At 71.2% G+C, this 6,431-nt stretch carries 6 protein-coding genes; 3 read left to right on the top strand and 3 right to left on the bottom strand.

Features of this window, described 5'->3' with window-relative positions:
- Nucleotides 1–86: 86 nt before the first annotated feature.
- The 3 genes from ACH4OW_RS06730 to ACH4OW_RS06720 all read right to left on the bottom strand — a co-directional run bounded on the left by ACH4OW_RS06730 (nucleotide 87) and on the right by ACH4OW_RS06720 (nucleotide 2,434).
- A complete protein-coding gene (locus ACH4OW_RS06730; RefSeq protein WP_398025515.1) occupies nucleotides 87–1,127 on the bottom strand; it encodes a phosphotransferase in 1,041 nt (346 codons plus the stop codon).
- 23 nt (nucleotides 1,128–1,150) lie between these two features.
- A complete protein-coding gene (locus ACH4OW_RS06725) occupies nucleotides 1,151–1,567 on the bottom strand; it encodes a pyridoxamine 5'-phosphate oxidase family protein (protein ID WP_360125497.1) in 417 nt (138 codons plus the stop codon).
- Between the two features lie 207 nt (nucleotides 1,568–1,774).
- Nucleotides 1,775–2,434 carry a response regulator transcription factor gene (locus ACH4OW_RS06720; protein ID WP_360125499.1) on the bottom strand — a complete coding sequence of 220 codons (660 nt, stop codon included), beginning with the start codon at nucleotides 2,432–2,434 and terminating at the stop codon, nucleotides 1,775–1,777.
- A gap of 352 nt (nucleotides 2,435–2,786) precedes the next feature.
- On the opposite strand from ACH4OW_RS06720, the gene pdhA reads away from it, so the two are divergent.
- From pdhA to ACH4OW_RS06705, 3 genes are read left to right on the top strand one after another with little or no spacing between them, the layout of a single operon-like run.
- Nucleotides 2,787–3,980 carry a pyruvate dehydrogenase (acetyl-transferring) E1 component subunit alpha gene (pdhA, locus tag ACH4OW_RS06715; RefSeq protein ID WP_360125501.1) on the top strand — a complete coding sequence of 398 codons (1,194 nt, stop codon included), beginning with the start codon at nucleotides 2,787–2,789 and terminating at the stop codon, nucleotides 3,978–3,980.
- A gap of 2 nt (nucleotides 3,981–3,982) precedes the next feature.
- On the top strand, nucleotides 3,983–4,966 hold the full coding sequence (locus ACH4OW_RS06710) for an alpha-ketoacid dehydrogenase subunit beta (protein WP_360125503.1): 984 nt from the start codon (nucleotides 3,983–3,985) through the stop codon (nucleotides 4,964–4,966).
- Between the two features lie 21 nt (nucleotides 4,967–4,987).
- The gene (locus ACH4OW_RS06705; RefSeq protein WP_398025512.1) at nucleotides 4,988–6,409 is read left to right on the top strand and encodes a dihydrolipoamide acetyltransferase family protein; all 1,422 of its coding nucleotides are present in this window, start codon (nucleotides 4,988–4,990) and stop codon (nucleotides 6,407–6,409) included.
- Nucleotides 6,410–6,431 lie beyond the last annotated feature (22 nt).

The raw sequence follows: 6,431 nt of genomic DNA, 5'->3' as shown, positions 1-6,431 counted from the left end.
GCGGGGGGGCCCCCGGGGGCGGGGGCGGCGGGGGGGGGGGGGGCGTGTGGGGCGCAACCCCGGCGGGCCCGGGGGGGGGGCGGCTCTCACTCCGTGAAGGCCGCCCGCACCGCCGCGTACTCCCGCGTCCACCAGACCGCCAGCGCGGCCGCCGCGGGGAACTGGGGGTCGGCCCGGCGGTCGCCCAGCCGGTAGCGCCAGTCCAGCATCCAGAAGTCGTTGAGCCGTTCCCACCACACCCGGTGTACGGCGGCGGCCAGTTCGGCCGCGGGGGCCCCGCACGCGCGGCGGTAGGCGCCCGCGTAGGCCCGTACCTTCGGCAGGTCCAGCGTGCCCGCTGGCTGTACGAAGAAGATCGCGGCAGCCCGGACGGCCTCTTCGGCGCGGGGCTGCACGCCCAGCCGGTCCCAGTCGACGATGGCGGCGGGCTCGGCGCCCCGGTAGAGCAGGTTGAGCGGGTGGAAGTCGCCGTGCACCCAGCCGGTGGCCGGTACCTGAGCGGCCGTCGGCCGCCGGTGTGCCTCCCGTTCCAGCAGCGTTCGGCGTTCCAGCAGGCGGTGTTCGGCCAGCTCGTCGAAGCTGCTGCGCGGCCGCGTCCGGCGGGCCAGCGCCAGTAGTTCGTCGATCGTCTCGAAGGTGCGCGCGGGGTCGGCGCCGGTGCGCTCGTGCGGGGCCCTTGGCCCGCCCGTGTCGTCCGCTATGACCTGCTCCAGCGCGGTGTGCACCTGCCCCAGCAGGGTGCCCAGGTGCCGGGACTGGGGGTGGGTGAGGGCGGCGCCGTCGCGGTGCCGGCCCTCGATCCACGGGTGCAGTGCGTAGCAGCGGCCGTCGATGACCGTGACCGTGCGCCCGTCCGCGCCGGCGACCGGCGGTGCCACGGGCAGGCCGAGGGCGGCCAGGCGCCGCGTGGCGCGGTGCTGGCGGGCGATGGCGACGCGGTCGCCGTCGAGGTGGTGCTTGAGGAAGAAGCGGCCGTGTGTGGTGGTGAGGCGGTAGCCGTGGTTGAGCAGCCCCTCGGCGACGGGCTCGCACGACAACGGCTCCCCGGCGCCGTAGCGGCGCAGCAAGGAGCCGAGGGTGTGTCCGCCGGGCGTGGTCACCGTCCGGACATCGGATGAGCGCAGCACGCGCCAGATGTTAGATCACTGCGTCACGCGAAGTGGGCGTATCGGAAGACCGGGACATCGGACAGGCAGTGCACCTTGACAAACTCCGCTTCGATGCGGAGGAAAACCGGGTCGAAGGGCTCGCCGTCGGCCAGTCGCGGGGTGCGGCCGAACAGTTCCAGTTCGCAGTCCGTGGGCCGGATGGCGTGTGCGGTGCCGGTGAACTGCACGGACCAGGTGTCGCTGGCGCCGGAGTTGACGTTGTCGGCCTCGTAGGCGACGACGTTGCCGTCCAGGGCGCGGTGGTAGCCGTAGCCGCGGTGCAGCCGGAGCAGGAGGCCGTCGTCGGCCACGATGTGCCGCGTGATCGTGGTGAAGGGCAGTGCCCGCAGGCTGGCCGACACCCGCCCGTAGGGAGTGCGGTTCAGCAGCTCGATGGCGCGGAAGTCGTCGGTGGGCATGCGTACACCCTGCCGTGCCTGCGGGCGGGAAAGTAGGGGCCCCCGCCCTACCGGAAACGGGACGTTGGTCCTGAAAAGGGCAGGGTTTTTCCTGGTAAGAGGCTTTTTGTGAGGTCAGGGCCGGATTCGGGCGCCGGAATTTTTTACATTCCTTGAACTTTCGCCCAATCGGGAGTTCCGCGCACGGCCGGGCCCGTGCGCGCCGTGCTAGTGCCGCTCGGCCTGCATGCGTGCCACGTAGGCGGCCGCCTGGGAGCGGCGTTCCATGCCCAGCTTCGACAGCAGGCTGGAGACGTAATTCTTGATCGTCTTTTCCGCGAGGTGCAGCCGCTCGCCGATCGCCCGGTTGGTCAGGCCCTCGCCGATCAGGTCCAGGATCTTGCGCTCCTGGTCGGTCAGGCCGGCCAGCCGGTCGTCGCCGCGCGGGTTTTTGCCGTCCCGCAGCCGCTCCAGTACGCGGGCGGTGGCCACCGGGTCCAGCAGGGACTTGCCGGCCGCCACGTCCCGTACGGCGCTCAGCAGCTCGTTGCCGCGGATCGCCTTGAGGACGTAGCCCGACGCGCCCGCCATGATGGCGTCGAAAAGGGCCTCGTCGTCGGCGAAGGAGGTGAGCATCAGGCATGCGATGCTGTCGTCCTGGGAACGGATCTCGCGGCAGACCTCCACCCCGCTGCCGTCGGGGAGGCGGACGTCCAGGACGGCCACGTCCGGGCGCGTCGCAAGGATCCTGACCAGGGCATCTGCGGCAGTGCCGGCCTCGCCGACCACCTCGATGTCCGGTTCCACGGAGAGCATTTCGTGGACGCCGCGGCGCACCACCTCGTGGTCGTCGAGCAGGAATACCGTGATTTTTCCTTCTTCGCGCACCTGCTCAGTCTCACACACCAACTCTTCCCGTGCTCCTGGTCACCGATATAACGTGCCGTTGTCCCGGCGGACTGCAACGCTGTGAACAGGGGATTGCCGACTGATCGGCGCGATGCTCGGAAATCCAAGCAAAATACTTGGAACCCCAAGCAAAGTCGCAGGTCAGGGCCCCTTTCGCCTAGGCTCCGAAAGGAGGGCACAACGCCCCCTTCCGGCAGGCCGTGGCCGGGGCACCTTGTTCCACCCGGGCCGCGCCGTGCCGCACACACCCCGTGCGCCGTAACGGATACCGGGTGAGCCGCAATACGGCCACCGGCGGACCCCGGGGGCCGGACAGACGGAGGAGCAGCACGTGACCGTGGAGAGCACTGCCGCGCGGAAGAACACCCGCGGTGGCGGCAAGCGCACCACCGCCAAAAAGGCGACGCCCGCCAAGGCGAAGGCCCCGGCCCCCGGCCAGGCACCGGCCGAGGAGCAGGACCAGCTCGTACAGCTGCTGACCCCCGAGGGCAAGCGCGTCGAGCACCCCGAGTACGCGATCGACCTGACGCCCGAGGAACTGCGCGGGCTGTACCGGGACATGGTCCTCACGCGGCGCTTCGACGCCGAGGCGACCACCCTCCAGCGCCAGGGCGAGCTGGGCCTGTGGGCCTCGCTGCTGGGCCAGGAGGCGGCGCAGATCGGCTCGGGACGGGCGCTGCGCGACGACGACTACGTCTTCCCGACCTACCGGGAGCACGGCGTCGCCTGGTGCCGCGGTGTGGACCCGACGAACCTGCTGGGCATGTTCCGCGGCGTCAACCACGGCGGCTGGGACCCCAACAGCAACAACTTCCACCTGTACACCATCGTCATCGGCTCGCAGACGCTGCACGCGACCGGCTACGCGATGGGTGTCCAGAAGGACGGCGCCGACTCGGCGGTGATCGCCTACTTCGGTGACGGCGCCTCCAGCCAGGGCGACGTCGCCGAGTCCTTCACCTTCTCCGCGGTCTACAACGCCCCCGTGGTGTTCTTCTGCCAGAACAACCAGTGGGCCATTTCCGAGCCCACCGAGCGCCAGACCCGCGTGCCGCTCTACCAGCGCGCCCGCGGCTACGGCTTCCCCGGCGTACGCGTGGACGGCAACGACGTCCTGGCCTGCCTGGCCGTGACCAAGGCGGCCCTGGAGCGGGCCAGGTCCGGCGAGGGCCCGATGCTCGTCGAGGCGTTCACGTACCGGATGGGTGCCCACACCACCTCCGACGACCCGACGAAGTACCGCCGGGAGGAGGAGCGCGAGGCGTGGGAGGCCAAGGACCCGATCCTGCGGCTGCGCACCTACCTGGAGACCGAGGGCTTCGTCGACCGGGAGTACCTGGACGCCATCGAGGAGGAGAGCGAGGCGCTCGGCAAGCGGGTGCGCGAGGTGGTGCGCGCCATGCCGGACCCCGACACGATGGCGATCTTCGAGAACGTCTACGCCGACGGGCACGCGCTCGTCGACGAGGAGCGCGCACAATTCGCCGCGTACCAGGCATCGTTCGCGGACGCGGAGGAGAACTGACCATGACCGTCTTCGAGAAGATCACGCTGTCCAAGGCGATCAACGAATCGCTGCGCGCCTCCATGGAGGCCGACTCCAAGGTCCTGGTCATGGGCGAGGACGTCGGCAAGCTCGGCGGCGTATTCCGCGTCACCGACGGCCTCCAGAAGGACTTCGGCGAGGACCGGGTCATCGACACCCCGCTGGCCGAGTCCGGCATCGTCGGCACCGCCATCGGCATGGCGCTGCGCGGCTACCGCCCCGTCGTGGAGATCCAGTTCGACGGCTTCGTCTTCCCCGCGTACGACCAGATCGTCACCCAACTTGCCAAAATGCACGCCCGTGCCCTCGGCAAGATCAAGACGCCGGTCGTCATCCGCATCCCGTACGGCGGCGGCATCGGCGCGGTCGAGCACCACTCCGAGTCGCCCGAGACCCTCTTCGCGCACGTCGCGGGCCTCAAGGTGGTCTCCCCCTCGAACGCCTCGGACGCGTACTGGATGATGCGCCAGGCCATCGAGGGCGACGACCCGGTGATCTACTTCGAGCCCAAGCGCCGCTACCACGACAAGGGCCGCCTGGACACCGAGGCGATCCCCGACCCGCTGCACAAGGCCCGGGTGGCGCAGGCCGGCACGGACCTGACGCTCGCCGCGTACGGCCCGATGGTCAAGGTCTGCCTGGACGCCGCCAAGGTCGCCGCCGAGGAGGGCAAGTCGGTCGAGGTCCTGGACCTGCGCTCGCTGTCCCCGATCGACTTCGACGCGGTCCAGGACTCGGTGGAGAAGACCGGCCGGCTGGTCGTCGTCCACGAGGCGCCGGTCTTCCTCGGTACGGGCGCGGAGATCGCCGCCCGCATCACGGAGCGGTGTTTCTACCACCTGGAGGCGCCGGTGCTGCGGGTGGGCGGCTACCACTCGCCGTACCCGCCGTCCCGGCTGGAGGACGAATACCTGCCGGGTCTGGACCGGGTCCTCGACGCGGTCGACCGCGCGCTGGCGTACTGAAGGGCTTGAGGAGTAGTGACCATGACTGCAACCGAGCAGCGCTTCCGCGAGTTCAAGATGCCCGACGTGGGCGAGGGGCTCACCGAGGCCGAGATCCTCAAGTGGTACGTCCGGCCCGGTGACACCGTCACCGACGGGCAGGTCATCTGCGAGGTGGAGACCGCCAAGGCCGCCGTGGAGCTGCCCAGCCCGTACGAGGGCGTGGTGCACGCGGTGCACTTCGAGGAGGGCACCACCGTCGACGTGGGCACCTCGATCATCGCGGTGGACACCGACCCGGGCGCGGGCCCGGCCGAGGCCCCGGCAGCGGCCGAGACCGCTCCGGCCGCCGCCGAGGAGGACGCCGAGCCGCAGGGCCGGCAGGCCGTACTCGTCGGCTACGGCGCGGCCCCCTCGTCCACCAAGCGCAGGGCGCGCAAGCCGCAGCCGGGCGTACCGGCGCAGGAGCCGGCCGCCGCGGCGGTACAGGCGGAGCTGAACGGCCACGCGGCGGCCCCGGCCCCCGCGGCGCCCGCCGCCCCGGCTGCCGTCCCCGCCCCCGGCCGCCCCCTGGCCAAGCCGCCCGTCCGCAAGCTCGCCAAGGACCTCGGCATCGACCTGGCCACGGTCACGCCGACCGGCCCGGACGGCGTGATCACCCGCGAGGACGTACACGCCGCGGCGGCCCCCGCGCCCGCCGCAGAGGCCCCGGCCCCCCAGCCGGCCGCCACCGAGGCCCCCGCCGCCTCCGGCGCCCCCCGCCCCCGGGAAACCCGCATCCCCATCAAGGGCGTACGCAAGGCCACCGCCCAGGCGATGGTCAACAGCGCCTTCACCGCGCCGCACGTCACGGAGTTCGTCACCGTCGACGTCACCCGCACGATGAAGCTCGTCCAGGAGCTCAAGCAGGACACCGACATGGCGGGCCTGCGCGTCAACCCGCTCCTGCTCGTCGCCAAGGCGCTGCTGGTCGCCATCAAGCGCAACCCCGACGTCAACGCGGCCTGGGACGAGACGAACCAGGAGATCGTCCGCAAGGACTACGTGAACCTGGGCATCGCGGCGGCCACCCCCCGCGGCCTGATCGTCCCGAACATCAAGGACGCCGACGCCAAGACCCTGCCGCAGCTCGCCGAGGCGCTCGGCGAGCTGGTGTCCACCGCGCGCGAGGGCAAGACCTCCCCCGCCGACATGTCCGGCGGCACGGTCACCATCACCAACGTCGGCGTCTTCGGCGTCGACACCGGCACCCCCATCCTCAACCCCGGGGAGTCGGCGATCCTCGCCTTCGGCGCGGTCAAGCTCCAGCCCTGGGTCCACAAGGGCAAGGTCAAGCCCCGCCAGGTCACCACCCTGGCGCTCTCCTTCGACCACCGCCTGGTCGACGGCGAACTGGGCTCCAAGGTCCTCGCGGACACCGCGGCGATCCTGGAACACCCCAAGCGCCTGATCACCTGGGCGTAACCCGCACAAGGGCGGCCCGTGC

Origin of the sequence: Streptomyces sp. NPDC017056, from assembly GCF_044332485.1 — a bacterium.
Taxonomy (GTDB): Bacteria; Actinomycetota; Actinomycetes; order Streptomycetales; family Streptomycetaceae; genus Streptomyces.
The sequence above is the reverse complement of the archived record's forward strand: the minus strand, read 5'-3'. Positions and strand labels throughout refer to the sequence as shown.